The sequence below is a fragment of the Micromonospora pisi genome, assembly GCF_003633685.1.
In the GTDB taxonomy this organism is placed as follows: domain Bacteria; phylum Actinomycetota; class Actinomycetes; order Mycobacteriales; family Micromonosporaceae; genus Micromonospora_G; species Micromonospora_G pisi.
Genome location: NZ_RBKT01000001.1, coordinates 4,121,232 through 4,146,789 on the forward strand (window position 1 = coordinate 4,121,232; position 25,558 = coordinate 4,146,789).

The following is a 25,558-nucleotide window of genomic DNA, read 5'->3' on the forward strand; positions in this document are numbered from 1 at the left end:
CGGAGACAGTTGAACGCCCCGGCTCCTGCGATCGGACCGGGGCGCCTGTGAACGTGAGGTACGCGCGCTATAGCTCCTCGCCAGCAAGAGCAGTGGCGAGTTCGGCCATGCTGCCGATGATGGCTTCGGCTTTGGCGAGGCGGGTGCGTTTGCCGCGCTTGTTGGCGTAACCGATGGCGGTGACCCGGGCGGCCTGGGCGGCTTCGATGTCGCTCTCGGAGTCGCCGACGAGGACGCATTGCTCGGAGTCGGCGTGCAGGTCGCGGACGGCGGTGAGGACCGGTGCCGGGTTGGGCTTCATCTGGTCGGGCTGGCCGTGGGTTCGGCCGATGATCGGGTGAATGTAGTCGGTGAGGCGTCGGGCGCTGAGATAGGCGCGTACGGCTTCGGCCGAGTTGTTGGAGACGACGGCGACGCGTCGGCCGGTCTGATGGGCGGTCACGATGACTTCGCGTGCGTACGGGGTGGGTTCGGCGGTGGCAGCCGCGGTGACTTCTGCGGTTCGGAGTGCGTCGTCGATGCGGCGGGTGATGGTCGGCTGGTTCAGGGTGGCGGTGAACCGGAGCAGGGCCAACGGGTCCGCCTCGGTCTGGATGTGCTCGGGGAGGGTCACGCCCTGGTCGACGAGGAGGCGTCGCAGCTCGGTCGCGACGGTGGGGGCGGGGTAGTTGGCGAAGATGCTGCACACGGGGCCGTCGAAGTCGAGCAGCACGTAGCGGGTGCGGTCGGCGATGGTGCGCAGGTTGGGGCGGGTCACGACGTGTACTCGCGGGCGATGGTGCGCCACATGCTGTCGAACCAGGCGCGGGCCTGCTCGACGTAGAGGGCGTCGTTGGAGGAGTCCTCGTCGCTGGGGGTGAACGGGAAGAGGATGGCGTCCTTGCCCATGGCGTCGTAGATGGCCATCGGCTTGCCGTCGATGGTGACGGTGTGTTCGACGACGGGGTAGAAGCCGAAGAACGCTTCTTCCTCGTTGATGACGAACAGCTTGAACAACGGGGCGGCCTTGTGGACGCGTACCTCGGTTGACGCGCTCTTGACCAGGTCCAGGTCGGCGAGTTCCTGGACGGCGTCGATGACGGCGTGGATCGACCGGTCGGTGATGCGCTGGGCGCGGGCGCGGATGGCGGGGTCGTCGGCCTGGTCCTCGGCGCGGCACGGGATCGCCATCGGGGCGGTCATGTCGGAGATGAGAACGCGCAGCCGGATCGACTCCGGGGTGAGCCGGCCGATGCGTACCTTGTCCAGGGTTTCCTGGATCGCGTTGTAGAGCGTCTCACCCGAGAAGCCGGCGAAGTCGATCGTGACGTGGGTGGCCTCGAAGGCACGCTCGACGTGCGGGCGTAGGCCGACGGGGCGTTCGGTGTTGGCTCGTACGAAGGTACCGCTGCCCTGGCGGGTGACGATCAGCCGTTCCTCCTGGAGCTTGCGGAGGGCGGCTTTGATCGTTTCGCGGGCGACGCTGAACCGCTCGACCAAGTCGTGTTGCGAGGGCAGCTTCTCGCCGGGGGCGAACTTGCCGGTCTTGATCTCGGCGCGCAGGGCTGCCGCGATCTGCTGTGACGGTGTCCGGGGGTCGTCGGGGTCAAGACTCATGCGCGGACGATACCGCTGACTAGCCAAGCTAGGAAAGTTTTCGATCTATCTGTTGACATGACTAGCCAAGCCGACCTACCTTTGATCCACACCGCTTGGCTAGTCAGGATAGCCAGGCAGATAGTGGAGGTCTGAGCAGATGGCTCTCAGGGGCGGAACGAGGTTTTCGGTCCGGTGTGAGGACGTGTTCCCGGCGGGGTGCGCGTTGGTGCCCGAGTCGATGGGCGAGGTGGAGGACTTCGATGAGAAGACGGGCCGTCGGTCCCCGGCGAAGGACAAGGTGACTGGTCAGCGGGTGTGGCAGGTGCGGGTGATGGACCTGGACCCGGAGTTGGGAAAGCGGTCGCGGGAGACGACGGTGAAGATCTCGGCTGACTACCAGCCGGTGCCGCCGACGGGTACGCCGTTCGAGGCGGTGGAGTTCGACGGGATGACGGTCACGCCGTACGTGGCGAGCAACGGTCGGATGGCGTACTCGCTGCGGGCGACCGGGATGCGCGCTCCGGCGGGCGTGACGAGCAAGGCGGCGGCGTAGCCGCATCAGGTACGGGCGGGGCTGTCTGGTCTTGGCGGACGGCAGCCCCGCCCTCCGTTTTCCCCTTCCCCCATCTCTGAGGAGAGGTTCCAACGTGTCCAAGCGTAGGCGCCAGCCTGCCCAAAAGCGGGTGCGGTGCGGCGTGTGCCAGGCAAATTACGACCCGACCAACGGCGGCACGGATGGCCGTTGCCCGCTCTGCGTCGACCAGCTTGTTCTTCCGCTGCCTCCGGTGGGGGATGCCTCGGGCCGGTTCGTGTCCCTGCGGGGTGGCCGATGATCGGGCGGCGGCCTCGGGGCCAGGTGGTGATGACCACGGGCGGGGACTTCGTGGTGTTTCGGCCAAAGCGGTTCGAGCTGCCGGTCTGGGCGGTGATCCTCGGCCTGCTCGCCCGGTGGGTCGGTAAGGCGGTGTGGTGGTGCCTGCGGCACCCGATCGCCACCACCTCGACCTGCTTCGTCATCGCGGTCTACGTCGACTACGGCTGGTCGGGGTTGCTGGTGCCGCTGGTCCTGGCCGGCGCGGGCTCGGCGGTATGGCGGTGGAAGCACGAACCGTCCTGGTGGACGTGGCTGGCGGGTCCGTTGCTCGGCCGGTTCCGGCAGGCGTTCGTCTACCGGCGGGTCTGGCGGGAGGCCATGACGCTGTGCGGGTTGGCCAGCACGTACGACCATCAGACCGTCCTGCCCGAGCTGCTGTCGGTGCGGTCGGATCAAGCCCTCGATGTGCTGACGATTCGGATGGTGCGCGGTCAGACCCCGACCGACTTCCAACGGGTGACCGCGAACCTGGCGTACGCGTTCGGCCGGCGGTACGCACGGGTGTACTCCGAACGGCCCGACGATGCCCCGACCCGTACCGGCCGGTGGGCGTGGCTGCTGCGGCTGGTCGACCGGGTGCGGTTCCGGGACCGCCCGACGGTGGTCTACCTGGTCCTGGTGCGTACGGATGCGCTGCGGACGATCGTGCCGCCGTTCCCCGTACCGACGGTGCCGGACTTCACCGCTCTGCCGCTGGCCCGGCGAGAAGACCTGCGTACCTGGTGCCTGCACCTGCTCGCCACTCACGTCCTGATCGGCGGCGCCACCCGACGCGGTAAGGGCTCGGTGCTCTGGTCCCTCGTCCGGTCCCTCGCCGGCGGGGTCGCCTCCGGGCTGGTCCGGCTGTGGGTGATCGACCCGAAGGGCGGGATGGAGTTCGCGCTCGGGCGGCCGATGTTCGCCCGGTTCGCCTGCAAGTCCTTCGAAGCGATGGCGGACCTGCTGGACGAAGCCGTAGTCGTGATGCGCGAGCGACAGACCCGGCTGGCGGGCAACGTCCGGGTGCACACACCGACCGTGGATGACCCCCTGGTGGTGGTCGTCATCGACGAAATGGCGGCGCTGACCGCGTACCTGCAAGACGGGGAGCTGCGTAAGCGCATCGCGGCCTCGCTGGGGATGCTCCTGTCGCAGGGTGCCGGCGTCGGGGTCCTGGTCGTGGCCGCGTTGCAGGACCCGCGCAAAGAGGTGCTGCCGTTCCGGGACCTGTTCCCGACCCGGATCGCGCTCGGCCTCACCGAGGAATCCCATGTGGACATGATCCTCGGCGACGGCGCACGCGACCGGGGAGCACTGGCCGACCAGATGCCGCGCTGGGCGAAAGGTGTCGGCTACGTCATCCTCGACGGCACCCCGGAACCGATGCGGGTCCGCTTTTCCTACCTGACCGACGAGCAGATCCGGGACATGGCACGGGAGTACCCGGCCCCCGCCGATGCGGCGGACATCCTCGCCCAGGTCGGCCGCGAAACCGCCACCGAACCTGTCCGCGTCCCGCTGCCCCGGCGACCGGTGGCCGGGCCGCTGATCCCGGACACGTTGCTGAAGCTCCTCAACCGCGACACCGACAAGCGGGGAGGTGAGCCGCGGTGACCACCACCCCGAACGCCCGGCGTTTCTACCGGCTCCGAGCACCCAACGGCACCGACTCGGACACCGCTGTCTCCGTACGCGTCGACCCCGACCGGCCCGACCCGTACCCCGTCTACCTCGCCGTCGGCGGCGGCCGGCGACGCATGTACCTCACCGCCGACGAAGCGTGGACCCTCTGGCGCTGCCTCTCCGAAGCCGTCGTGACCCTCGGCGACCCACCCGAGCACATCCACACCACCATCCGACCGGCCGGGAGGTACCAGCCATGACACCCCTCAACCGAGTCAAGTTCCTGGTCAACCTGATGCGCCGGCCGCTGCGCATCCGACTCGTCGGCCCACCCGACCAAGCCGCCGCCGCGCTCCAGGGCATCGCCCACATGGTCCTCCGACGCCGGGACATGAACGGCCGACGTATCCGTATCCACATCACCATCCGCACCCGTCCCGCCGGGGGTGACCGATGATCCGCCAACGCGCTGAGAACGCGGTCAAGGTGCTCATCCTGCTCGCCATCGGCGGGATGGCCGGGGCTGCTGCCTTCACCCACGTACATGATCTGACCGTCGCGCACGGGCAGCCGAACTGGATCGGCTGGGCCAACGCCGTAGCCGTCGAACTGATGGCCATCTACCTCGGCCTGGAGATCCGCTCCCGGCGGCGTGCTGGTCGGCCGGTCGGGTTCGTCGGCGTCCTCCTCGTCGCCTTCTCCCTGCTCTCCCTCGCCGCCCAGGTCGCCGAAGCCGAACCCACCGTCTGGGGCTGGATCGTCGCCGCCGTCCCCTCCCTCGCCTTCCTCGCCCTGGTCAAGGTCGTCCTGTCCAGCGCTCCCGCTGCTCCCGCCGTCGCCACCGATGAGGGCCTGGAGGCCGTCGACGAACCCAACCCGGAACCCGTCACGGTCGACCCCGAACCAGTACGGGAACCCGTCATCTACGCGCCCGTCGCTCCACCGGCACGCCCAGCGGCCTCGGCGGTCCTGCCTCCCCTGGGCGTGGTCCACCCCACCCGGCCCGGCGTCGTCGGGGTGATCCGATGACCGCCCCCACCCTGCCCGGCCTCGAACCGGCAACCTCCGAACCACCCCGACCCGGATCACGGGCGGCCCGGATGGCGCTCCCTCGCTCCATCGACGTACTCCGGGACATCGCCACCGAGTACGGCGTCTGCATCCGACCACTTCCCATGCGCCGAACCGACCTCGACACGGGCCTGACCGAGGTCATCGACCTGCCGTGCGGGGCGACCCGTGAGGACAAGTGCCCGCCGTGCGCGAAGAAGAACCGGAGACTGCGGCAGGCGCAGATCCGGGAAGGCTGGCACCGGTCCGACGAGCCTTCACCTCCACCGGAACCTGCGACGGAGGAACAGAAAGCGCTGATCGTGCTGCGGGCACACTTCGAGTTTGCCCGGGACGAAGCCGTCCGCTCGTCGCAGTGGGACCAGGTCGCCGACCTCGACGAGGCCATCCAAGAGGTGGAAGAGGCCATCGCGGCGGAAGGACTACGCGGCCGAGTCGGCCCACCGCACCACGTCGACGGTGACGACCAGGCCGACGACGACAACGGCCCCCGGCGGAAGCGTTCAACCAGGCGGCGGCAGGACGCACCCGACCTACCCCGTCGCAAGGTCGAAGCCCGCACGGTCGGCAAGACGTACAAGGCACCGGACGGCAGCACCTACCAGCCGTCGATGTGGCTGACCCTCACCCTCGACTCCTACGGCCCGGTCCTCTCCGACGGCACACCCGTAAACCCCGACCGGTACGACTACCGCCGCGCGGCCTGGGACGCGGTCCACTTCCCCCGACTCCTCGACCGGTTCTGGCAGAACCTCCGCCGCTGCGAAGGCTGGAACGTCCAGTACGCCGGCTGCGTCGAGCCCCAACGACGCCTCGCCCCACACGCCCACTTCGCCATCCGGGGCACCATCCCGCGCGACACCCTCCGCACCGTGGCGGCGGCCACGTACCACCAGGTGTGGTGGCCGAGCGTGGGCGTACAGCTCTACAACCGCAACCGGCTACCAATCTGGGACGAGCAAGCCTCGGCCTGGATCGACCCGGACACCCTGCAACCGCTGACCACCTGGACCGAAGCCCTCGACGCGCTCGACCAGGACGAAGAAGCCGAACCCGTACACGTCGTCCGGTTCGGCGCCCAGGTCGACGCACGCGGCGTCATGCCCGGCACCGCCGACGCCGAACGAACCATCCGGTACGTCACGAAGTACATCACCAAAGCCACCGGCGACTGCCACAAGATCACCACCGACCGGCAGCAACGCCACCTCGACCGGCTCTGGCACCAACTCCAGATCACACCCTGTACCGACCGGTGCCCCAACTGGCTCCTCTACGGCATCCAGCCGAAGAAGGCACACGCCAAGCTCAAGCCCGGCCGCTGCAAAGGCAAGGTCCACCAACGGGAAACCCTCGGCATCGGCGGCCGGCGCATCCTCGTCTCCCGCGACTGGTCCGGCAAAACCCTCGCCGACCACAAACACGACGCACGCGCCTGGGTGAAAGCACTCCTCGGCGCCACCACCGACCTCGCTGGGGTCGAGCACGCCCAGGGCGCCACCGTCGAACGGATGCGGCACGCGTGGGAACTCGCCAGACCACACGACCCGGACGTGACACCCCTCGCCCACCGGCTCATGCGCTCCATCTCCGAACGCGCCCGGTGGCGCTCGGAACTCCTCGCGGCCAAGGACCGGGCCGCCCAGGGACAACCCTCCGATCTTTCGGCAACTGGCAACGGCACCATCGGGGAGGGAGAGGCACAGTGGACGAGGTCTTGACGATCGAGCAGGCAGCGGCGCGGATCCAGATGAGTGAGCGCTACATCCGCCGGCTGGTCGCTGAGCGGCGTATCCCGTTCCACAAGCTCGGGCGCAGCGTACGGATCAAGGCGGTTGACCTCGCGGCGCACGTCGAGTCCGGCCGGGTGGAGTCGATCACGGTCACCGACGTGTGGCGTGGCCTGCGGAGTGTGGCCTGATGGCGGCGGGGCGCCGGAGGTTCGGCAGCGTACGGAAGCGAGAATCGGGCCGCTACCAGGTGCGCTACCCCGGCCCCGACGGGCGCCAGCGGTCCGCCCCGGACACGTTCGCGCGCAAGACGGACGCGGACCGGTACCTGACGATGATCGAAGCCCAGATGATGCGCGGTGAGTGGATCGATCCCGAGCGGGCGAAGGTCACGCTCGGCGACTACGCGGACCGTTGGATCACCCAACGGCCGGGCCTGCGTCCCCGGACGGTGGCGCTGTACCGCTGGACTCTCGGCAAGCACATCGCCCCGTACCTCGGCGGGGTCGACCTCGGCCGGCTGGACACTGCGCTGATCCGTGAGTGGCGGGCGAATCTGCTCGGCAACGGTGTCTCGGTGAGCATGGCGGCGAAGGCGTACCGGCTGCTGCGGGCGGTACTGACGACGGCGGTCAACGAAGACGAGTTGCTGCGCAAGAACCCGTGCCGGATTCCGGGGGCCGACCAGGAGAAGCCGGCGGAACGGCCCACCCTGAGCATGGGCCAGGCGCTAAAGCTCGCCGAGTTGATGGAGGACCGGTACCGGGCGCTCGTGCTGGTGACCACCTTCGCCTGCCTGCGCTGGGGCGAGGTGTCCGCGCTGCAACGGCAGGATGTTGACGCAGACTCGGGGCTGATCCGCGTTCGCCAGACCTACACCGAAATCCGTGGTGCGGGTCTGGTGCTCGGCCCGCCAAAGTCGCGGGCAGGTCTACGTACGGTGTCGGTGCCGGCAGCGATCCTTCCCGCGCTCCGCACGCACCTGGCCGCGTACGTCGACGACGACCCGACGGCGTTGGTCTTCACGGGGCCGAATGGGCGGCCGATCTGGCGGGGCAACCTGAACCAGTTGATCGGCTGGTCGGCGGCGGTCGGCAAGCTCGGTGTGCCGGGGCTGCACTTCCACGATCTGCGGCACACCGGCAACACGCTCGCGGCGCGGACTGGGGCGAGCACTCGGGAGCTGATGGCGCGTATGGGCCACGACTCGCCACAGGCGGCGATGATCTACCAGCACGCGACGGCCGAAGCTGACCGGGCCATCGCCCAGGCGGTGAGCGACGCGGTCAAGGCCGAGCGCAGGAAGGCTAAGAAGGCGGCGGCTAGCAAACCGGAGAAGAAGGCCAAGGACAAAGAGGCGGGCAAGAACCGTGCGTAGGTCATGTCTCGAAGGTGTCTCGTTCGCTGGGAAGATCGCGGGCATGACTCCCCTGCCCCAACCCAGGGACCTGACGTCGCTGGTTCTACGCAGCGACTTCCGCGACGAAGCAGCCTGGACCGCCCTTATGGCGGCCATCGACGACTTGGACCCGTACCCGAACGCGACGTACGTCAGCGACCCCGCCTATGCCGGTGTGACTGTCCAAGCGCTGGTTGACGTGGATGCCGCCGCGAGCGACGACGACAAGCTGACCTACCTGTTCCTCGCGGACGCGACCACGATGGCCGACGACGAACACCCGCTGTTAGCCGTCGACTTGTACGACGAGCCCGGCCGCACGTTCCGGGTGCCGACCCGGTGGTACGCCGATGTATCTGCAAACCTGACCATCGCGAACATGGATTTCGCTGACTTCGCCGATGTCACCGACGGATCTGGCACTTATCGTGGCTTCGACGACGAGTCACCCGGTGCCAGCGGATAGGGATGTCGCATCCGGTGGTGAGCAATAACCGGGCCGGTATTACGCGGGCTAGTGGCCCGTGGATGGCCCGGCGCATGATCGCCGCCGACAGAACATCGAAGGCCCTGGTTGGGACTCGCGTCCTGACCAGGGCCTTTGCATTGGAGCGGGTGACGGGAATCGAACCCGCACTGTCAGCTTGGGAAGCTGATGTTCTGCCATTGAACTACACCCGCGAGCGGAGCCCACTGTACCTGGTCCGCCTCCCGAGCGCATCAACGTACCCCCGGCGGCGGCGCCGGACGCGTCCGTGCGGTTGAGGCAGATTGATGGGGACCACGCCGATCTGCGTCGTTTGCCTGAACTGTCCCAGCAGGTAACGTCCGCCACATCCGCAACTTGCGGCGCGTGAACGAAGCGTCGCGTTCCGTGGCGAAGAGGTGGGGTCATGGGTTTGCACCGCATCCGGAAGTCGTTGCGCTCGGTTGGCGTGGCGTCCACTGCTGTCGTACTGCTGCTCGGGTCCATGGTGTTGGTGGCGAACCCGGCACTGGCAAGCCCGGCTACGGCGAGCACGACGGGGCCATCGGCAGGATGCGTCCAGCTGGCGGTGGCAGACTCGGCCGCCAGGGCGAGACCCGGGGCGCCCGGTGGGCACGACCCCAACGAACTGGACGCGCCCGAGGCGGCGCAGCGCAATCGAGACCTGGACGCCGCGTACGCGAAGCGGGTCGGAGTGGCGCCGTTCAGCGCCGCCCCGAGGAAGATCACGATCCCGGTGGTGGTGCACGTGATCAGCCGGGACCGTACCCGGGAGGGTGGAAACATTCCGCGCGCGATGATCGATGCCCAGTTCAAGGTGCTGAACGCGGCGTTCGACGGAGTGGATGGTGGCGCGGTCACGCCCTTCAAGTTCAAGCTCAAGAAGCTCAACCGGGTGATCAACCCGGCCTGGTATCCGATCGTGGCGGAGAGCCCGGCGGAGACGCAGATGAAGAGGTCGCTGCGGACCGGCGGCCCGGAGACGCTCAACCTCTACCTGGGGGCACTCAGCGACGACCTGCTCGGCTGGGCGACGTTTCCGCAGAAGCAGTTGACCACGTACGACGGGGTGGTGGTGCTTTCGGAGTCACTGCCCGGCGGCAACGAGAAGCCCTACAACGAGGGCGACACCGGCACCCACGAGGTCGGCCACTGGCTGAACCTCTTCCACACGTTCCAGGGCGGGTGCGCGGGTGAAGGCGACGCGGTGGCGGACACCCCGGCGGAGGCGGAGCCGGCGTTCGGCTGCCCGACCGGGCGGGACTCGTGTGTGAGCAGGTCGGGGCTCGACCCGATCCACAACTTCATGAACTACACGGTCGACGCCTGCATGGACCGGTTCACGGCCGGACAGGTGAACCGCATGGTCAAAGCGTGGCAGGCGTACCGGGCCTGATGCACTGCCAGCACGACGAGGGCCGGCCGCTTCCCGAGGAGCCGGCCCTCGTCGTGTGTCTGGGGCCCCTCGTCGAGGGGTCCGTTCACTCAGGAGGCCCAGATCACCGGGTCCGGGGCGACGGCCACCACTCGGGGCTCCCGGGTGAAGCGCTGGTCGACCGCGTTCGCCGTTGACGCGGACCGCAACTCGGTGGGATTGACGTGCCGGCGGGCTCGACGTCCGCGACGGCCGGCGGGCGCTCGCGCCGCAGTCGGGTCGAGCCACACCTGAACTCCCGGCCGGTCATCGCCCCGCCCGCCGTACGCGAGTGGGATCGCACCGGCCCGGCCGTGCTCAGCGAGCATCGCCGCCTCGACGGTGAACTCGAAGAGTCGCCAGTCCACCCGGGGCTCGGCGCGCACGGTGTCGGCGAGCCGGGCGATCGTCGCCGGGTCGGTGACCAGCTTGGCGCGACCGGCCACGTACGCCTCGTCGTCGCTCTCCTCGGGCGGGAACGAGTGCAGCGCGTAGCGGCCGTCACGTTCCAGGTCGCGCCGCTTGGGAGAGTCGACGACGAAGCAGAACAGCCCCTCGTCGTTGATCACCGGCGACACCGGGTGCACACGGGGACCGCCGTCGGCGCGGACGGTGGCGAGGTAGCCGAGACCCGGCCCGTACTGCTGCAGGAGGGTGCGGATCGCTTCGGCGAGACGCGGGGCGTCGGCGGCGAATTCGGACCAGGATGCCATGGGGAGATTCTATCGAACATGTGTTCGAGACGGGTAGTCCGACACGCGTTCGCCACGCCGAACCATCGCCGACCCCGTTGCCCATGACGACGCGCCGCGTCACTCCAGGTCCGGGCGCGACCGGGTTGATCTCGCCCGGTCGCTAAGGTGGCTGGATGCTGCTCTCCGACCGTGACCTGGTCACCGAGATCAAGGCGGGCACTCTGGGGCTTGAGCCCTTCGAGCCGGCACTGGTGCAACCGTCGAGCATCGACGTACGACTGGACCGGCTCTTCCGGGTGTTCAACAACCATCTCTACACCCACATCGACCCGGCCAGCCAACAGGATGACCTGACCTCGGTCGTGGACGTGCCCGACGGCGAGCCGTTCGTGCTGCACCCGGGCGAGTTCGTACTCGCCTCCACGCTCGAAGTGATCTCACTCGGCGACCAGCTCGCCGGACGGCTGGAGGGCAAGTCGAGCCTGGGTCGGCTGGGCCTGCTCACCCACTCGACCGCCGGCTTCATCGACCCCGGCTTCTCCGGCCACGTCACGCTGGAACTCTCCAACGTGGCCAACCTGCCGATCACCCTCTGGCCCGGCATGAAGATCGGCCAGCTCTGCATCTTCCGGCTCTCGTCGCCGGCCGAGCACCCCTACGGCTCCGCCGTGTACGGCTCCCGCTACCAGGGCCAACGCGGCCCTACCCCCAGCCGTTCCTGGCAACGTTGGCAGACCTGGCCCACCCGCTGACCCTCCCTTCGCCCTAGGGCAGGTCCGCGCTGACGGAGATCCATCAGCGCGGACCTGCCCTGGATCGGCGGCGCAGGGGAGCGGGGGGGGAGGGGGTCAGGTGGGGCGGCCGAAGCTGTGGACGGTTGCGGTGTCGAGGCGCTTCATCTTGACCGGCTCACCGGCCTGGGAGGCGTGCACCACCCAGCCGTCGCCGACGTACATCCCGACATGGTGCAGGTCGGCGTAGTAGAACACCAGGTCGCCGGGGCGCAGTTCGGCCTGCTTGACGTACGCGGTGACCCGACGCTGGGCAGCCGCGTTGTGCGGCAGGGTCACGCCCGCCTTCGCCCAGGCGGCGAGCATCAGCCCGGAGCAGTCGTAGGTGTTCGGACCCGCGGCGCCCCAGACGTACATCTTGCCGATCTGCGCACAGGCGAACTTGACCGCGACGCCGGACGGACCGCCGGGATAACTCGACGGGCAGGGGGCTGGGCGGAGCGGGCCGCCGCCACCGTTGCCGTAGACCTTCAGCCGCAGCTTCTGCAACCGGTCGATCTCGGTGTCGATCTGCTTCTTCTTCGCGGCCAGGTCCGCCTCGGTCCGGGTGAGCTGCGCGACCAGGGTGTCCAGTGGTGCCTTCTGGGCCGCGAGCTGCTCCTTGAGGTCGACCACCGCCTGGACATCGTGCTGCTGACGGCGGGCGAACTGGTCGAGGATGGTGAGCTGGTCGGCGAGCATGGTCGGCGAGTCCGTGGTCAGGATCGCGTTGATCGCGGAGGCGTTGTCCCCCTTGTACGCCCGGACGGCCATGTTGCTGACCTTGCCCATGGCCTGGTCGATCTGGAGTTGCAGCGGTTGGATCCGCTTGGCCAGCGCGTCTGCCTGCTTCTTCTTGACGGCCAGGTCCTGGCGGGTCGCGTTGGCCTTCTCGATGGTCGGCTCTAGCTGGTTCCACGCCACGTCGATCTGCTTCTCGATCTCGGTGACCGACGGTTCGGCGTGAGCTGCGGTGGCACCGAGCAGAACAGCGGCGACACCGGCTATCGCGGCGAGTACGGAGGTACGGATGGGCCAACGGGTACGCGACCGGGTCATGTCCGGGTCGACCAGAGTCGACCGGAGGGACCTCGGCCGCGGGGCATGGCTAGCCACCGGGGTGGGCGCTCCTTCTTCCGGAACCGCCTACCGGGTTAGCTGACGGGTTCGGGCGGGAAGAGTGCGCCCTACCGCGAATATTCGCGGATTCACCCCGAGGTGTTGGTTCCCCGGTTCGTCGAAAACGATTCGGCGGGCCGAGCCGGTGCCACCCGGGCTGGGTGATCTGGTGCCGTCTCGGCGATCTCCCACAGTAGGAACGCTGTTATGGCTGTGCAACCCGTGACTGGAGTTGAACCGTTCCGTATATCAGACAATTACTTAGGGTGTGTCACCGTCGACAAAGGAGAGGCCCCTTGCTAACGGCGCCACCGCCAGCAAGGGGCCTGTCCTGACAAACTCGGGCAATTGCTGTTACTCAGCCAGGCCGACGGAACCCGGCGACCGGCATCACGTCAATCTTTGTCATCTTCACCGGCTGACCGGATTGCGGTGCGTGCACCATTAATCCGTTACCGACGTACATGCCGACGTGGTGCAGATCACCGTAGAAGAAGACGAGGTCGCCGGCGCGGGCGTTGGCCCGGCTGATCACCTGGCCCTCGTTCCACTGGGCACCCGTGTAGTGGGTGAGCTTCACGCCGGCCTTGCCCCAGGCGTACTGGGTGAGTCCGGAACAGTCGAAGTTGCTCGGCCCGGTCGCGCCCCAGACGTACATCTTGCCGATCTGCGCGCAGGCGGTCTTGACGGCGGTGCCGGCGGGGCCACCGGGGTACACCGCCGGACACGGCCCGATCCGCAACGCACCACCGGAGCTGCTCGACCCGTACGCGGTGAGCCGCAGCTTCTCCAGCCGGTTGATCTCGGCGTCGATCGACTTCTGCTTCGCGGAAAGCTCGGCGTCCTGCTTCTTCTGCTGCGCGACCAGCTCGTCCAGCTTGCGCTTCTCGACGTCGTACTTTTCCTTCGCGGCGGTGACGTCGGCGATCTGCTCCTGCTGCTCCCGGGCCAGGTGGTCCAGGATCGTCAGCTGATCCGCGAGCTCCGTCGGCGTGCCGCTGGTGAGCAGCGCGTTCAGGTCAGAAGACGGGCCGCTCTTGTAGTAGCGCGAGGCGAGATCGCCAACCCGGTCCAGCGCCAGGTCGGCATGGAGAGCCAACGGCTGGATCTTCTTCTGCAGCTCGGACGACTTCTTCTGGTTCGACAACAGCTGGCTGTGCACCTTGTTGTACTGCTCGATGGTCGGCTCGAGCTGAACCCACTGGGCGTCGATCTGCTTCTCGATCTCCTCGACCGAGGGGGCAGCCTGCGCCTGCGTCGTCGGCAGCAACCCACCCAGGATCACTGCCGCAAGGGCGAGCATTTGGTAGGCCCGGCGGCGGTTACCGCCGCGCGGATGCTCATGCATCATCGAATGGCGATGGGAGGGCACGCGTGCCACCGGCACCGACTCCTTCGATACCGACCACCGGGTGCCGCCCGAGGGGATTTGGGCGCCGACGTCCCACAGCGGTCGGTGCCCCACATTAGGGAAGGATCGGGCGCGAATCAAGGGCGGCGGAAGAATACTCCTCGCTGTATTCAGACCGGCGCAATCGGTTGCGACACAACGGCATCGAAAGACCTACCAACGACCGCAGTCAATACATCATCGAGGGTCACCACACCGAGCGGGATACGGCCGTCACCCACCAGCACCATATGACGACGCTCACGACGCATCGACAACAATAGGTCGGCAAGCGTACGGTCCGGCGGCACCACCGCGAGCGGCCGGAGCACCTCGGCCGGGACAGGCGCCCGACGCGCCGCCCCGGCGTACCCGAGCACGTCCTTGACGTGCACAAAACCGAGCACCCGACGGCTGCTCCGCTGCACCACCGGGAAACGCGACCGCCCGGTCCGCGTCGCCAGCACCTCCAGCGACGCCGGGGACACGTCCTCGGCCACCGTGGTCACCGTCGACCACGGTCGCAGCGCGTCGGCGGCGGTACGCCGGCTCAGCGCGAGCGCACCGGTGATTCGGGCGTGCTCCACCGGATCCAACAACCCCTCGGTCCGGGCCTGCGCCACCAGCCCGGCCAACTCCTCCGCGGTGAACACCGTCTTCACCGCGTCCGCGGCCTCGATCCCCCACAACCGCAGCACCAGCCGGGACGCCCACTTCATCGCCAGCAGCAACGGCTTCGTCGCCACACAGAAGGCAAGCATCGCCGGGCCGAGCCAGAGCGCCGCCCGCTCCGGACCGGCGAGGGTGATGTTCTTCGGCACCATCTCGCCGACCACCGTGTGCAGGAAGACCACCACGCCGAGGGCGAGGACGAACGCCAGCGGATGTACGGCCGCCGCCGGCACCCCCACCGCGTGGAACGGGCCCTCCACCAGATGCGCCAGGGCCGGCTCGGCGATCGCACCGAGGCCCAACGAGCAGATGGTGATGCCGAGTTGCGCCCCCGCGATCATCAGGGGGATCTGGTTCATCGCCGAGAGCGCGAAGCGGGCCCGTTTCGTCACCGCCGCCATCGGCTCGATCACCGTACGCCGGGACGCGATCAGCGCGAACTCGCTGCCCACGAAGAAGCCGTTGCCGAGCAGGAGTACGAGCGCGACGAGCAGTTCGGTCACCCCGACCACCCCGTACGACAGCGGCTCACGGCACCTCACCCGGCTCTGGCGGGCGGAGCACCCGGACCTGCTCGATCCGGTGCCGGTCCACCTCGACCACGGTGAACTCGTACCCCTGCTCGAGCACCGTCTCGCCGGCGACCGGGATGTGCCCCAGTCGAGCCAGCAGGAAACCCGCCAGGGTCTCGTACGGGCCGTCGGGCAACCGGAAGCCGATCTGCTCGACCAGTTCGTCGGCGCGGAGCACCCCGTCGGTCAGGACGGTGCGCTCACCCTCGGGCACGGTCAGTTCGAATCGTGCGTCCTCCAGCGCGACCGCCGGGTCGAACTCGTCGGCGATCTCCCCGACCAGTTCCTCCACCAGGTCCTCGACGGTCACCACACCGTCGGTCCCGCCGTACTCGTCGACCACGATGGCCAGGTCGGCGTCGGCCGCCCGCAACGCGGCGAGCACGTTGTCCAGATCGAGGCTCTCCGGTACGTACACCGGCTCGCGGGCCACCGACGCAACGGTCGTCCCGGCCCTGCGGTCCAGCGGTACGCCGAGCGCGTCCGGCACCCCGGCCACCCCGGTGACCAGGTCGAGCGTCTCCTCGTACACCGGGAAGCGGGTCCGCCCGGTGCGTTGGGCAAGGGCGAGCAGTTCGGCCACGGAGTCACCGGCCCGCAGTGCGACCACATCAACCCGGGGGGTCATCGCCTCGGCGGCCCGTTTGCCGCCGAACCGGATGGTCCGGCGCAGCAGCATCGCCGTCTCCGGCGACAGTGCCCCGGCCCGTGCCGAGATGACGGCGAGCAGCCCCAGTTCCTCGGCCGATCGGGCGCTGGCGAGTTCCTCCTGCGGCTCCACACCGAGCCTGCGGACCAGCCAGTTGGCGGAGTTGTTCAGCCCCCGGATCAGCCACTTGAAGACGATGCTGAACGTACGCATCGGACCGGCCGTGGCCAGCGCCGCCGGCAGCGGCCGGGCCAGGGCGGCGTTCTTCGGCACCAGTTCGCCGAAGAGCATCGACAGGAGGGTGGCCAGCACCAGCGCCAGCAGCGGGGTGACCAGCCCGGTGGATGGCCCGATGACCGGTCGGAGCAGCGGACCGAAGAGCTTTGCCAACGCCGGCTCAGCGAGGTAACCGGTCAGCAGAGCGGTGATGGTGATGCCGAGTTGCGCGCCGGAAAGCTGGAAGGAGAGTTCCCGCAGCGCCTTGCGGACCGTACCGGCGCGGCGGTCACCGGCGGCGGCACGCTGGTCGATCTCCGGCCGGTCGACCGTCACGAGGGCGAATTCAGCCACCACGAAGAAGGCGTTGCCGGCGGTCAGCAGCACGAAGGCGACCAGCGGCAGGAGGGTGGTCAACAGTGCGCTCTCGATGATCGGCTCACCTCGGCGCCGATTGTTCCACGACTATGCGCGTCGGCACGAGTACCGATTCACCGTACGGATTTGTTTTGTCAACCGCCGATTCACCTGACCGACGGACGGTCAGCGCTGCGGCGGTCAGCGCGGCGGCTCAGCTGCCGAGGTAGCGGAGCACGGCCAGCACCCGCCGGCTGTAACCGGTGGTCTGTGACAACCCCAGCTTGTCGAAGATCGCGTTCACGTGTTTCTCCACCGCGCTCTGCGACACGTGCAGGTGGCCGGCGATGGTGGCGTTGGTCTGTCCCTGCGCCATCTGGTCGAGCACCGTGCGCTCCCGCTCGGTGAGCCGCCCCAACGAGTCGGTGTGGGACGTACGCGCCAGCAACTGCCGTACCACCTCCGGGTCGAAGGCGGTGCCGCCGGAGCCGACCCGGGACAGCGCGTCGAGGAACTCCCCCACCTCCACCACGCGGTCCTTCAACAGGTAACCCACCCCGTCGGTACGGCCACCGAGCAACTCGACCGCGTACCGCTTCTCCACGTACTGCGACAGGACCAGTACGCCGACGTCCGGCCAGCGGCGGCGGATCTCCAGCGCCCCGCGCAGCCCCTCGTCGGTGTGGGTGGGCGGCATCCGTACGTCCGCGACCACCACGTCCGGTGGCTCGGCCTCGACCGCCGCCACCAGCGCAACCGCGTCCCCGACCGCGGCCACCACCTCGTGCCCCTCGTCGACCAGGAGCCGGACCAGGCCCTCGCGCAGCAGGGTCGAATCCTCGGCCAGGATCACCCGCACGGGAACTCCGCGACGATCGTCGTCGGTCCGCCGACTGGGCTGTCGACCCGGAACGTCCCGTCCAACGCCGCCACCCGGCGGGCCAGCCCGGCAAGGCCGCTGCCGGCCGGATCCGCCCCGCCGATCCCGTCATCGTCGATCGCCACCACGACCGCATTCTGCCCCGGTGCGACGTCGACCACGACCCGGCCTGCCCGGGCGTGCTTCGCCGCGTTCGTCACCGCCTCCGAGACCACAAAGTAGGCGGCGGTCCGCACCCGGGCCGGTGGCTGCTCGACCAGGCGGTAATGGACGGTGACCGGCATCCCGGCCCGGTCGGCGACCCGGGCCAACGCCTCGTCCAGGCCGAGGTTGTCCAAGGCGGTCGGATAGACCCGCCAGGCGACCTCACGGAGGTCGTCCAGGGCCGACCTGGACTCCTCGTGGGCCTGGCGGAGCAGCTCGCCGGCACGTTCGGGGTCGGCGCTGCGCCGCGCCCGGCCGAGCAACATGCCGAGTGCGACCAGCCGTTGTTGCAGGCCGTCGTGCAGGTCCCGCTCGATCCGGCGGCGTTCGGCGTCGACCGCCTCGACGATCCCGGCCCTGCTCACCGCCAGCTCGCTGATCCGCCGCTCCAGCAACTCCCGGTCGCTCGGCCCGAAGAAGAGCCGCCCCAGCCGGCGGTCGAGCGCGGCCATCCCGAGCAGGCCCTGTGCGACCAGGAAGAGACCGATCAGGCCGAGGACGAGTTGCCCGGCGAAGAGCAGGGGACCGCTCTGACCGGCGACCCATTCGGCGAGCCAGACCAGCCCGGCCACCGCGCCGTACGCGAAGATCAGGAGTACGGCGCCACCGAGCAGGCCGACCGCCCAGCGCAGGCAGAGGTACTCCACCGCCCGCCGGCCGGTGTAGTCGGCGGAGTTGACGCTGTTGAGGAAAGCAGCCAACCGCCACCGCTCCACCTCGGCGAGATGCCGGGCACCGGCCTGGATCTCACGGATCGCCGAACGCCGAGCCCCCGGGTGCGGCCAGACCGGCACCAGGATCAGCCCGGACCAGAGCAGGTACGTCAGGTCCACCACCGCGGTCACCGTGCCGAGCAGGACCCCGACAACCAGCCGTACGGCCCGCCCGAGCAGACGTACGCCCACACCGGCCGCGCCGTGTGCCGTCCTGACCTGCTCCACGTCGACGACGCTACCGTTGCGGTCCACCACAGTCCGTACGCTGTGGCGCGCCCCAGCGCCGGGCCGGGGCGCGCTCCGGCCGGGTCAGCCTGCGGTGCCGGCCGGTTCCGGCTGCCCCTGCGTGGTCGGCTTGACCGAGCGGAGCAGGACCGTGGCGACGTCGATGACCTCGACCTGGTCGGCCACGCCCTTGCCGTTCACGCCATCGCTGATCATCGTGGTGCAGAACGGGCAGCCGACCGCGATGGTCTTCGCCCCGGTCGAGATCGCCTCTTCGACCCGCTCCACGTTGATCCGCTTACCGATCCGCTCCTCCATCCACATCCGGGCACCACCGGCGCCGCAGCAGAAGGAGCGCTCGCTGTTACGCGGCATCTCGGTCAGACCGTCGGCCGCCGCAGCACCGAGCACCTCGCGCGGCGGCGTGAAGACCCGGTTGTGCCGACCGAGGTAACACGGGTCGTGGTAGGTGATGCCGCCGTCGATCGGCGTGACCGGGGTGAGCTTGCCGGTGGCGACCAGATGCGCCAGCAGTTGGGTGTGGTGCACCACCTCGAACTGACCACCGAGTTCGCCGTACTCGTTGCCGAGGGTGTTGAAGCAGTGCGGGCAGCTCGCCACAATCTTGCGTTTGGCCGGTTCGCGGTCGCCGAACGCCTCGTTCAACGTTTCGACGTTCTGCTGGGCCAGCGTCTGGAAGACGAACTCGTTGCCGATCCGTCGGGCCGGGTCGCCGGTGCAGGTCTCGCCCTCACCCAGGATGGCGAAGTTGACCCCGGCCTCGTGCAGCAGTGTGGCGACCGCGCGGGTGGTCTTCTTGGCCCGGTCCTCGAACGCCCCGGCGCAGCCGACCCAGAACAGGTACTCGAAGTCCTCGGTCTCGCCGACCCGGGGCACCTCGAAGTCGAGCCCCTTGGTCCAGTCCTCCCGGGTGTTCGGCGGGGCACCCCACGGGTTGCCCTTGTTCTCCAGGTTGCGCAGCATCACGCCCGCCTCGGACGGGAAGCTCGACTCGATCAGCACCTGGTACCGGCGCATGTCGACGATGTGGTCCACGTGCTCGATGTCGACCGGGCACTGCTCGACGCAGGCGCCGCAGGTGGTGCAGGACCAGAGCACGTCCGGGTCGATCACCCCACCCTCCTCGGCGCCGCCGATCAGCGGGCGGTTCCCCTCGGCGAGCGAGAGCACGTCCAGGTGGGCGAGCTGCGCCTGGGTCGCCTTCTCCTCACCCGTCAGGTCCTTGCCCCCGCCGGCCAGCAGGTACGGCGCCTTCGCGTACGCGTGGTCGCGCAGGCTGAGGATGAGCAGCTTCGGCGAGAGCGGCTTGCCGGTGTTCCAGGCCGGGCACTGCGACTGGCACCGTCCGCACTCGGTGCAGGTGCTGAAGTCCAGCAGTCCCTTCCAGGTGAACTGCTCGACCTGAGCGACCCCGAACTGGTCGGACTCAGGATCCGCCTCCTCGAAGTCGAGGGGCTTGCCGGCGCTCATCATGGGCCGGAGCGCACCGAGCCCGGAACCGGTCCGGCCGGGGTCACGCTTGAAGTAGATGTTGAAGAACGCCGCGAACCGGTGCCAGGCCACGCCCATGGTCACGTTCAGCGCGATGACGATCACCCAGGTCATCGAGATGGCGATCTTCACCAGGGCGGTGACGCTGGTGCCGGCGGACCAGTCCGGTAGGACCGCGCCGACGGCGTGGCTGACCGGGGTCGCCCAGGCCGGGAACTCGAAGTGGTCGGTGGCGACCTTGAAGCCGCGGATGAGGAACCCGCAGATCAGGACCGCCAGCACCACGGCCTCGACGAAGTAGCCCTGCCACATGGTGGAGCCGGTGAAGCGCGAGCGGCGGTTCGGGTTGCCGGGACGGTTCGCCAACCGGATCCCGATCAGCACCAGGATGCCGGCCGTACCGAGCACCCCGATGATCTCGGTGGCCAGGCCGTACACCAGCCAGGACCCGATCACCGGCAGGCCGCCGGTCGGGCTCACCACCTCGAAGTACGCCTCCAGCACGAGCAGCGAGAGGACGATGAAGGCGATCATCACGAACCAGTGCGCGGCGCCGACCACGCTCCAGCGCAGCATCCGGGTGTGCCCGAGGGTCTCGGTCAACATCGTCCGGGTACGCAGGGCCGGGTTACCGGTACGGGTCGGATCGGGTTGCCCCGCCCGGATCACCGACACCATCCGCAGCACCGCGCGCACCGCGAGCACCACCGCGACGGCGGTGACGGCGGCGGCGACAGCCGTGGTGACGATCTGGACGCTGCCCATGCCCTGGCCTCCCGGTCTGCGACGTGTCAGGCGACTGGTCGACCGCGGGGGTGCGATCGCGCCTGCAGCCTACGCGCTATGTTACCCACTAGTAACGTCGGAATCTCCGTCGCCGGCTGCGCCGCGTACGGACACCCTAGGCCGCGCCGCTCGACGCGCCTTCCGCCGGTCAGACCCGGATACGCCAAAGCCGGCGCCCGCAGGACGGAGCCGGCGCCGGCAGACAGCGCTGGTCGACCCGAACGGGTCGACCAGCGCTGGACGACGTACGAGATCAGTGGCGGATCAGGCGGGTGATCAACGCCAACGGGAGAGCAGGGCCAACGAACCCACCATGCCTCCGAAGCCGATCGCGAGGTTCCAGTAACCCCAGGTGGCGACCGGGTACTCGGTCTCGGAAAGGTAGTAGACCACCAGCCACGCGATACCGAAGACGATCAGGCTGACCGCGGTGATCGGCAACCAGATCGGGCTAGGCTTGCGCGTCGCCGCCGTGCCCGAGGGGCGGACGTCGGTCGGTGGGGTGTACACCTTCTTCTTACGGACCTGCGACTTCGGCACGGCGCTCCTCCTGAGGGGGTGGCGATCCTCGTCCGGCCTGACAACCGGACGCAGGGGCGACGGTCCATGGCCAATAATGTTCGACAGCTAGCGTAGTCGCGATGACCCGATCAGGCCACGAACGGGGCCAACCGGTTGCACCCGGTGAGCGGATCCGGCTACCGAGTGGGACGCGAGGCCCACAGTGCGAGAGACCGACATGATCGGGAGGGCGGACTCGGTGGAGTACACAACGGGTGGAACCTCCTGGGGCAAGGTGCTCCGCCGGGCGGTTGTGGGCCTGCTGCCCCGCCGCTCCGGCCAGCGACGGCCGGGCTGGTCAGCCGCTGTGCCGTTGATCGCACTCGCCGCCGGTCTGCTCTTCACCACCTCGGCGACCACCGCGGCGGGCACCTCGCTGCGGGAGGACCGCCGCCCCGAGCTCACCCAGCTGATGAAGGACCGCCGCGACCAGGTTGTCGCCAGCGAGAAGCAGGCCGCCACCCTCCGGGCCCAGGTGGAGAAGCAGACCGAATCACTCGCCAGCTCCGACGCGCCGGTCGCCGCCCAACGCGACCGGGCCGCCGGCAACCGTCAGGCCGCCGGATTCACCGCGCTCGGCGGGCCGGGTCTCGTGGTCGAACTCAACGACGCTCCCCGACTCGGCGACGGCGGACGACCCGCCAACGCCAGCAACGACGATCTCGTGGTCCACCAGGGCGACGTGCAGGCGGTTGTCAACGCGCTCTGGGCCGGCGGCGCCGAGGCCATGTCCATCATGAATGTCCGCGTGCTCGCCACCAGCGCGGTACGCTGCGTAGGAAACACCCTGTTACTGCACGGGCGGGTATATTCCCCGCCTTTCAAGATCACCGCAATCGGTGACCCCGCCGCCTTGCAGCGGGCCCTCGCCGCCTCCGAGGGCGTCCAGTTGTTCAGGGACGCCGTGGACCACTTCCAACTCGGATACCAGGAGACAGTGGAGTCGAGCGTGACCGTGCCGGCCTTCGAGGGGTCAACCGGGCTACGTAGCGCCCAGGTGCCGGGGTGAGTTCCGTGAGTGGCGACCGGCACGATGATCGGAACGGACGACACCGCGCCCCGGACGCCAACGACCAGACCATGGTGATTCCACGAGTCACCGGGCCTGGGGCCGTCCCGTCGGCACCGGCGGCCCCGCCGACCGCCGCCCCGCCGACCACGCCCCGGGTCACACCCACCGCCGCGGCTCCCGCACCTCTGGCACCCTCCGCGTTCCCCGCACCCGCCACTGGGCCGACGCCCGCCGCGACCGCGCGACCCAGCGTCGAGTTCCTGATCAGTCCACCCAGCAGAAGCGGTCAGGCCACTCCCGGGTCAGCGCAGGCCAGTCCACCCAGCAACGGTCAGGCCACCCCCGGGTCAGCGCAGGCCAGTCCACCGACCAACGGTCGTGCCACCGCCGGGCCGGCTCAGCCCGACGCTGGGCCGGCGGCACGCCCCGGCGGCACGCGAGCCACCACGCCCTCGGCGCCAGCCTCCCCGAGCCCGTGGGCACCGCCCCGCCCTCCGACGCCCACCGTCGACCCCACGGCAGCGGCCCGGGCACGGGGACCGTGGCCCGGCACGGTCGCGCCGACCGGTTTCCCGCTGAACGGGCCGCCCCGGTCCGCGAAACCGACGGCCGACGTACCCGGCTTTCCGACCGCTGCGTCGGCGCCCGAACAGACGCAGTCCATCCCCACCGCCGCGGCGTCGCCGGAGCGGACCCAGCCCATCCCCGGTACGCCCGCGAACACCCCGGAACGGACCCAGCCCGGAGCTGGTACGACCGCAGGGGCCTCGGAACGTACCCAGCCCATCCCGGGCAGCGCCCCGGAGCCGACCGGGCCACGTCCATCCGTTCCCGGATACACCATGCAGGCGTCGGAACGTACCCAGCTCATCCCGAAGCTGACCAGCGCGCCCCCGGTGGCGACCGGGCCGACTGCGACGGGTTCGTCACCGGCGACGCCCAGCACACCGGATGGCACGGGCACCGCCACCACCGGAACTCAGACGAACGGAGCGGTACGCCCCCCGGCGGTCACGGCCCAGCCGGGGCAGCCGACGCACGCCGAGAACTCCACCATGCTCATCCCGGCGGTGCCGGTACACGATCCGTCGTCCACCGCACTGCTCCCGACCATGACGCCGAGGAAGACCCAGCCCTTCCAGCACGCCACGGCGATGCTGCCGACCGTACCCGGCGGAAGCCGGCCCGACCAGAGCCCGGCAGCGGGCGACGATCCGGCCGGCGGCGACCAGGCCGAGCCCGACGGTGAGGCTCGGCCACGTCGGGGCGAGCGGGTCGTCAAACTCCGTCCGGAACGCACCGGAGAGGGCTACAAGAGCGTCTACTCGGAGCTGACCCGGCCCACCATCGGATCGCGCATCCGCACCGGCCTCCGGTTCAGCGGCGAATTGATGATCACGTTTGGTTTGATCATCCTGCTCTTCGCCGGGTACGAAATCTGGGGCAAGTCGGTCATCGTCAACGCCCACCAGAGCACCCTGAGTCAGGAGCTCGAACGGGCCTGGGAGGACGAACCCGGCCCCGATCCGACCGTCGCCCCGACCGGCGGACCGAGCGCGCCACCCGGAGTCGCTCCACCGAAGGCACCGGCCGGCGGCAAGCCGATGGCATCGCTCTACATCCCCAAGCTCGACAAGAGCTGGGTGGTGGTGGAGGGCGTCACCCAGAAGGACATCCGGTACGCCCCCGGGCACTACCCGAAGACCGCCCTGCCCGGCCAGGTCGGGAACTTCTCGGTCGCCGGCCACCGCAACAAGGCCACCTTCTGGAGCCTGGACGAACTGCACGACGGTGACGTGATCGTGGTCGAGTCAAAGACCGACTGGTACGTCTACAAGGTGACCGACAACCTGATCGTCAAGCCCAGCCAGGTCGAGGTCGTCGCGGCGGTACCCGGCAAGCCCAAGGCCAAGCCGACCAAGGCGATGCTCACCCTGACCACGTGCAACCCGAAGTTCGACAACTACGAGCGGCTGATCATCCACGCCGAGCTGGCCCGTAAACAACCGAAGTCGGCCGGGCAGCCGGACGAACTGAAGGGCTGAGCCGTGTACGCGTGGATCTGGCGGCGGCTACCATTTGGCCTGGTCGGCAAGCTGATCGGCTCCGTCCTGCTCGTCTCGGCATCGGTGGCCCTGCTCTGGTACCTGGTCTTCCCCTGGGCCGAGCCACTGCTGCCCTTCGATGACGTGCAGGTCACCCAGGAAGACGGCGGTGGCGACCCGAGCGGCGTCGACTCCGGCGAGTCGGGTGACGACTCCAGCGTCGGCGGCGACCCGGCGACGGACGACCACTCGGTGCCGTACGACACCGAAGAGAACAACACCCCTCCTCCTAGCCCCGACAGGTAACCCGATGCGCGTCCTCGTGATCGACAACTACGACTCCTTCGTCTTCAACCTGGTCCAGTACCTGGGCCAGCTCGGCGTCGACTGCGAGGTACGCCGGAACGACGAGATCGAGTTGGCCGAGATCGGCCGGTTGGGCGTCGCCGGGGTGCTGCTCTCCCCGGGCCCGGGCGCACCGGAGCGAGCCGGCATCTGCCTCGACGTGATCCGTGAGTACGCCGGCCAGCTACCGATCTTCGGGGTCTGCCTGGGCCACCAGGCCATCGGTGTCGCCTTCGGGGCGACCGTCACCCGGGCACCGGAACTGCTGCACGGCAAGACGTCGCAGGTGCAGCACAAGTCGGTGGGGGTGCTCGCCGGCCTGCCCGACCCGTTCACCGCGACCCGCTACCACTCGCTGGCCGTACTGGCGGAGACGCTGCCCGACGAGATCGAGGTGACCGGCTGGACCGAATCCGGCGTGGTGATGGCGATGCGCCACCGCACCCTGCCGATCGAGGGCGTCCAGTTCCACCCCGAGTCGGTGCTGACCGAGGGCGGTCACCTGATGCTCGCCAACTGGCTCGCCTCCTGCGGTCACCCGGAGGCGTTGGAGCTGGCACCGGCGCTCGCCGCCGAGGTTGACGTACGCCGCCGCTCCGCCTTCGTCACCGTCTAGGTCCCGGTCGGCGCGCGACTCCCGCCAGCTGGCACCCGGCCCGCCGAGTGTGGGCGGGGCC

Annotated in this window: 25 protein-coding genes, 1 tRNA gene, 1 pseudogene and 1 riboswitch; of the genes and pseudogenes, 15 read left to right on the top strand and 12 right to left on the bottom strand. The window is 69.2% G+C overall.

Annotation, left to right across the window (positions count from 1 at the left end; all coding sequences use genetic code 11):
* Positions 1 to 67 precede the first annotated feature (67 nt).
* Both BDK92_RS17425 and BDK92_RS17430 read right to left on the bottom strand, forming a co-directional pair.
* Positions 68 to 757 (bottom strand): HAD family hydrolase, encoded by a 690-nt coding sequence (locus BDK92_RS17425; protein ID WP_121157666.1) that lies wholly within the window; start codon positions 755 to 757, stop codon positions 68 to 70.
* On the bottom strand, positions 754 to 1,596 hold the full coding sequence (locus BDK92_RS17430) for a GntR family transcriptional regulator (protein ID WP_121157667.1): 843 nt from the start codon (positions 1,594 to 1,596) through the stop codon (positions 754 to 756). Before BDK92_RS17430 ends, BDK92_RS17425 begins: the two co-directional genes overlap by 4 nt.
* A gap of 139 nt (positions 1,597 to 1,735) precedes the next feature.
* On the opposite strand from BDK92_RS17430, the gene BDK92_RS17435 reads away from it, so the two are divergent.
* The 9 genes from BDK92_RS17435 (at position 1,736) to BDK92_RS17475 (ending at position 8,720) form a co-directional block, all read left to right on the top strand.
* Complete coding sequence (locus BDK92_RS17435) at positions 1,736 to 2,131, top strand: transcriptional regulator (protein ID WP_121157668.1); 396 nt, start codon at positions 1,736 to 1,738, stop codon at positions 2,129 to 2,131.
* Between the two features lie 309 nt (positions 2,132 to 2,440).
* Positions 2,441 to 4,045: an FtsK/SpoIIIE domain-containing protein gene (locus tag BDK92_RS17440; protein ID WP_121162317.1), complete on the top strand. Its 1,605-nt coding sequence runs from the start codon at positions 2,441 to 2,443 to the stop codon at positions 4,043 to 4,045.
* The gene (locus tag BDK92_RS17445) at positions 4,042 to 4,314 is read left to right on the top strand and encodes a hypothetical protein (protein WP_121157669.1); all 273 of its coding nucleotides are present in this window, start codon (positions 4,042 to 4,044) and stop codon (positions 4,312 to 4,314) included. Before BDK92_RS17440 ends, BDK92_RS17445 begins: the two co-directional genes overlap by 4 nt.
* Entirely contained in the window at positions 4,311 to 4,511 is a 201-nt protein-coding gene (locus tag BDK92_RS17450) for a hypothetical protein (protein ID WP_121157670.1), read from the top strand. The genes BDK92_RS17445 and BDK92_RS17450 overlap by 4 nt, the downstream gene beginning before the upstream one ends.
* Positions 4,508 to 5,083, top strand: a complete 576-nt coding sequence (locus BDK92_RS17455) for a DUF2637 domain-containing protein (protein ID WP_121157671.1) — start codon at positions 4,508 to 4,510, stop codon at positions 5,081 to 5,083. The genes BDK92_RS17450 and BDK92_RS17455 overlap by 4 nt, the downstream gene beginning before the upstream one ends.
* Complete coding sequence (locus BDK92_RS17460) at positions 5,080 to 6,846, top strand: replication initiator (protein WP_121157672.1); 1,767 nt, start codon at positions 5,080 to 5,082, stop codon at positions 6,844 to 6,846. Before BDK92_RS17455 ends, BDK92_RS17460 begins: the two co-directional genes overlap by 4 nt.
* Positions 6,847 to 6,875: 29 nt before the next feature.
* Positions 6,876 to 7,046 carry an excisionase family DNA-binding protein gene (locus BDK92_RS17465; RefSeq protein WP_342775894.1) on the top strand — a complete coding sequence of 57 codons (171 nt, stop codon included), beginning with the start codon at positions 6,876 to 6,878 and terminating at the stop codon, positions 7,044 to 7,046.
* A complete protein-coding gene (locus BDK92_RS17470; protein WP_121157673.1) occupies positions 7,046 to 8,233 on the top strand; it encodes a tyrosine-type recombinase/integrase in 1,188 nt (395 codons plus the stop codon). The genes BDK92_RS17465 and BDK92_RS17470 overlap by 1 nt, the downstream gene beginning before the upstream one ends.
* Before the next feature lie 43 nt (positions 8,234 to 8,276).
* Positions 8,277 to 8,720, top strand: a complete 444-nt coding sequence (locus tag BDK92_RS17475; protein ID WP_147457036.1) for a DUF6924 domain-containing protein — start codon at positions 8,277 to 8,279, stop codon at positions 8,718 to 8,720.
* Between the two features lie 141 nt (positions 8,721 to 8,861).
* Here the strand turns inward: BDK92_RS17475 and BDK92_RS17480 are convergent.
* A tRNA-Gly gene (locus BDK92_RS17480) sits at positions 8,862 to 8,935 on the bottom strand.
* Positions 8,936 to 9,147: 212 nt separating this feature from the next.
* Here BDK92_RS17480 and BDK92_RS17485 point away from each other — a divergent pair.
* Positions 9,148 to 10,137, top strand: a complete 990-nt coding sequence (locus BDK92_RS17485) for a zinc metalloprotease (protein ID WP_121157675.1) — start codon at positions 9,148 to 9,150, stop codon at positions 10,135 to 10,137.
* 209 nt (positions 10,138 to 10,346) lie between these two features.
* Here the strand turns inward: BDK92_RS17485 and BDK92_RS17490 are convergent.
* Positions 10,347 to 10,868 (bottom strand): annotated as a pseudogene (locus BDK92_RS17490) (pyridoxamine 5'-phosphate oxidase family protein); the annotation flags it as partial.
* Between the two features lie 155 nt (positions 10,869 to 11,023).
* Here BDK92_RS17490 and dcd point away from each other — a divergent pair.
* A complete protein-coding gene (gene dcd / locus BDK92_RS17495; protein WP_121157677.1) occupies positions 11,024 to 11,602 on the top strand; it encodes a dCTP deaminase in 579 nt (192 codons plus the stop codon).
* Positions 11,603 to 11,698: 96 nt separating this feature from the next.
* Here dcd and BDK92_RS17500 read toward each other — a convergent pair whose 3' ends face one another.
* From BDK92_RS17500 to BDK92_RS17535, 8 genes are all read right to left on the bottom strand, one after another.
* A complete protein-coding gene (locus BDK92_RS17500; RefSeq protein WP_246017094.1) occupies positions 11,699 to 12,679 on the bottom strand; it encodes a C40 family peptidase in 981 nt (326 codons plus the stop codon).
* A gap of 69 nt (positions 12,680 to 12,748) precedes the next feature.
* Positions 12,749 to 12,884: riboswitch (cyclic di-AMP (ydaO/yuaA leader) on the bottom strand.
* 213 nt (positions 12,885 to 13,097) lie between these two features.
* The gene (locus BDK92_RS17505) at positions 13,098 to 14,090 is read right to left on the bottom strand and encodes a C40 family peptidase (RefSeq protein WP_121157679.1); all 993 of its coding nucleotides are present in this window, start codon (positions 14,088 to 14,090) and stop codon (positions 13,098 to 13,100) included.
* A 170-nt stretch (positions 14,091 to 14,260) separates the two neighbouring features.
* The gene (locus BDK92_RS17510; protein ID WP_121162321.1) at positions 14,261 to 15,304 is read right to left on the bottom strand and encodes a hemolysin family protein; all 1,044 of its coding nucleotides are present in this window, start codon (positions 15,302 to 15,304) and stop codon (positions 14,261 to 14,263) included.
* Between the two features lie 25 nt (positions 15,305 to 15,329).
* A complete protein-coding gene (locus BDK92_RS17515; RefSeq protein WP_246017095.1) occupies positions 15,330 to 16,655 on the bottom strand; it encodes a hemolysin family protein in 1,326 nt (441 codons plus the stop codon).
* A 154-nt stretch (positions 16,656 to 16,809) separates the two neighbouring features.
* The gene (locus BDK92_RS17520; protein WP_170208607.1) at positions 16,810 to 17,454 is read right to left on the bottom strand and encodes a response regulator transcription factor; all 645 of its coding nucleotides are present in this window, start codon (positions 17,452 to 17,454) and stop codon (positions 16,810 to 16,812) included.
* On the bottom strand, positions 17,445 to 18,620 hold the full coding sequence (locus BDK92_RS17525) for a sensor histidine kinase (protein ID WP_246017096.1): 1,176 nt from the start codon (positions 18,618 to 18,620) through the stop codon (positions 17,445 to 17,447). The genes BDK92_RS17520 and BDK92_RS17525 overlap by 10 nt, the downstream gene beginning before the upstream one ends.
* An 84-nt stretch (positions 18,621 to 18,704) precedes the next feature.
* A complete protein-coding gene (locus BDK92_RS17530) occupies positions 18,705 to 20,897 on the bottom strand; it encodes a heterodisulfide reductase-related iron-sulfur binding cluster (RefSeq protein ID WP_121157680.1) in 2,193 nt (730 codons plus the stop codon).
* Between the two features lie 297 nt (positions 20,898 to 21,194).
* Positions 21,195 to 21,458: a cell division protein CrgA gene (locus BDK92_RS17535; RefSeq protein WP_121157681.1), complete on the bottom strand. Its 264-nt coding sequence runs from the start codon at positions 21,456 to 21,458 to the stop codon at positions 21,195 to 21,197.
* 220 nt (positions 21,459 to 21,678) lie between these two features.
* Here BDK92_RS17535 and BDK92_RS17540 point away from each other — a divergent pair, with 220 nt between their 5' ends.
* From BDK92_RS17540 to BDK92_RS17555, 4 genes are all read left to right on the top strand, one after another.
* Positions 21,679 to 22,488: a DUF881 domain-containing protein gene (locus BDK92_RS17540; protein ID WP_121162329.1), complete on the top strand. Its 810-nt coding sequence runs from the start codon at positions 21,679 to 21,681 to the stop codon at positions 22,486 to 22,488.
* A 71-nt stretch (positions 22,489 to 22,559) separates the two neighbouring features.
* A complete protein-coding gene (locus tag BDK92_RS41185; protein WP_425462309.1) occupies positions 22,560 to 24,536 on the top strand; it encodes a class E sortase in 1,977 nt (658 codons plus the stop codon).
* Between the two features lie 3 nt (positions 24,537 to 24,539).
* On the top strand, positions 24,540 to 24,842 hold the full coding sequence (locus BDK92_RS17550) for a hypothetical protein (RefSeq protein ID WP_121157682.1): 303 nt from the start codon (positions 24,540 to 24,542) through the stop codon (positions 24,840 to 24,842).
* Positions 24,843 to 24,846: 4 nt separating this feature from the next.
* Positions 24,847 to 25,497 carry an aminodeoxychorismate/anthranilate synthase component II gene (locus BDK92_RS17555; protein WP_121157683.1) on the top strand — a complete coding sequence of 217 codons (651 nt, stop codon included), beginning with the start codon at positions 24,847 to 24,849 and terminating at the stop codon, positions 25,495 to 25,497.
* Positions 25,498 to 25,558 lie beyond the last annotated feature (61 nt).